The organism is Fructobacillus pseudoficulneus, assembly GCF_900108455.1.
Taxonomy (GTDB): Bacteria; Bacillota; Bacilli; order Lactobacillales; family Lactobacillaceae; genus Fructobacillus; species Fructobacillus pseudoficulneus.
This window is the reverse complement of record NZ_FNWS01000018.1, coordinates 1-1,396: the sequence shown is the minus strand read 5'-3', so window position 1 is coordinate 1,396 and position 1,396 is coordinate 1. Positions and strand designations below refer to the sequence as shown.

The following is a 1,396-nucleotide window of genomic DNA, read 5'->3' as shown; positions in this document are numbered from 1 at the left end:
GCTGCAGATCCTTTATGGTTGATTTTAGTCAATTACCATTAAAGTCTCTGCAGTTTTTTTATGCAAGGTGTTCGGTTTAATTTTACAATCTGCCGCACAATAGTGCTATAATTAAGACTAATTAATGTTAAATAAAATTTTAGGGAGGAAATTATGGCGTCCAGTAGAGTTCATTATAAAATGTACAAAAAAGGTAAGGCTCTAGTATTCTGTTCAATCGCAACTATTGCTATAGCTTCTGTTGTAACATCAATAGATACTAGTAATAGCTATGCTAGTGCCGATGAAGTTTCGTTAACCAATAATACCGAAAATTCATCTGATAACACGACTACAACAGTTCCATTTGATCAAAGTCTGTTGCCGTTAAATACTTATAATTATGATCAGATTGAAAATTTGAGCTTATCTGAAGCTAATCAGATGGCTGCTTCCCGGTTTTTTTATGCTAATTTTAAGAGTTGGTATCGTTCTGGAAATGACTGGGGCGATGATAGATCTCAAGATATTGTAGGATCTGCAACAGCAACTTTTGGCCCTTCACAATACAGTTCATCACCAAAAAGTGGACATTCATTTGCATTTAATAGTCCCGATGATAATAGTGGCGTTCAATGGTCTGCCAATTTAATGCCTAATACTAACTACACCCTTAATTTTGCTAGTTTAGGATTTGGAATTAGTAATCCTAATGCTCGAATTGTTATCCTGGATGCAAGTGGTAAAACCCTAGCTAGTATGACTAACTTAAAAACTGGTGATATGGATGTACAAAACCTAAAGTTTTCTACCGGTTCCACTCCAGATACTAATGATATGTATTCACGCATCACTGTCCAAATATTAGGTAAGTTTGAAAAACAACAACTCAATGGAGATATCAGTGCAACAGCTAATACTCCTGTGATATCACCAGAAACAAAGAGTGGCACTAAAAAATATTACAAAGTGTCTGACTATACCAACCAAAAGCTATCCAGTATCATAATGGGAAAGAATCACGATAGTGTTTATCAATTTGAAGATACTGCTAATAATAATAGTCGTATTGTGCCAACGTATTCGGGTTATACTGATCAAACCATCGACGAAAATTCTATATCAGATGTTAGTCAAACATTCAATTTTACTGCACAATCGCCTCAAAAATGGGGTGTAACTGGCGGAAGTGCAAGTTACGCTGTTGTGTTGTTAAATGATGTTAAAGTAACCAATGATTTAGAAAATGAAGCGAATAAAATCACAGCAAACATTAACGGAGATTCTAATTTAACAAGTGAAGAAAAGAATCAACAGTTAGCTGCATTAAATTTAGCATTAAGTAATGCTAAAACTGCTGTTTCTAATGCTAATACCGACACAGAAATGGCATCTGCAAAAAATGACGGCATCAGTA

At 34.8% G+C, this 1,396-nt stretch carries 1 protein-coding gene; it reads left to right on the top strand.

Going from position 1 to position 1,396, the window contains the following annotated elements:
- Positions 1 to 153: 153 nt before the first annotated feature.
- Positions 154 to 1,396: DUF1542 domain-containing protein (locus BLW39_RS06950; protein WP_143404260.1), on the top strand; the 1,243-nt coding region annotated here is incomplete at its 3' end.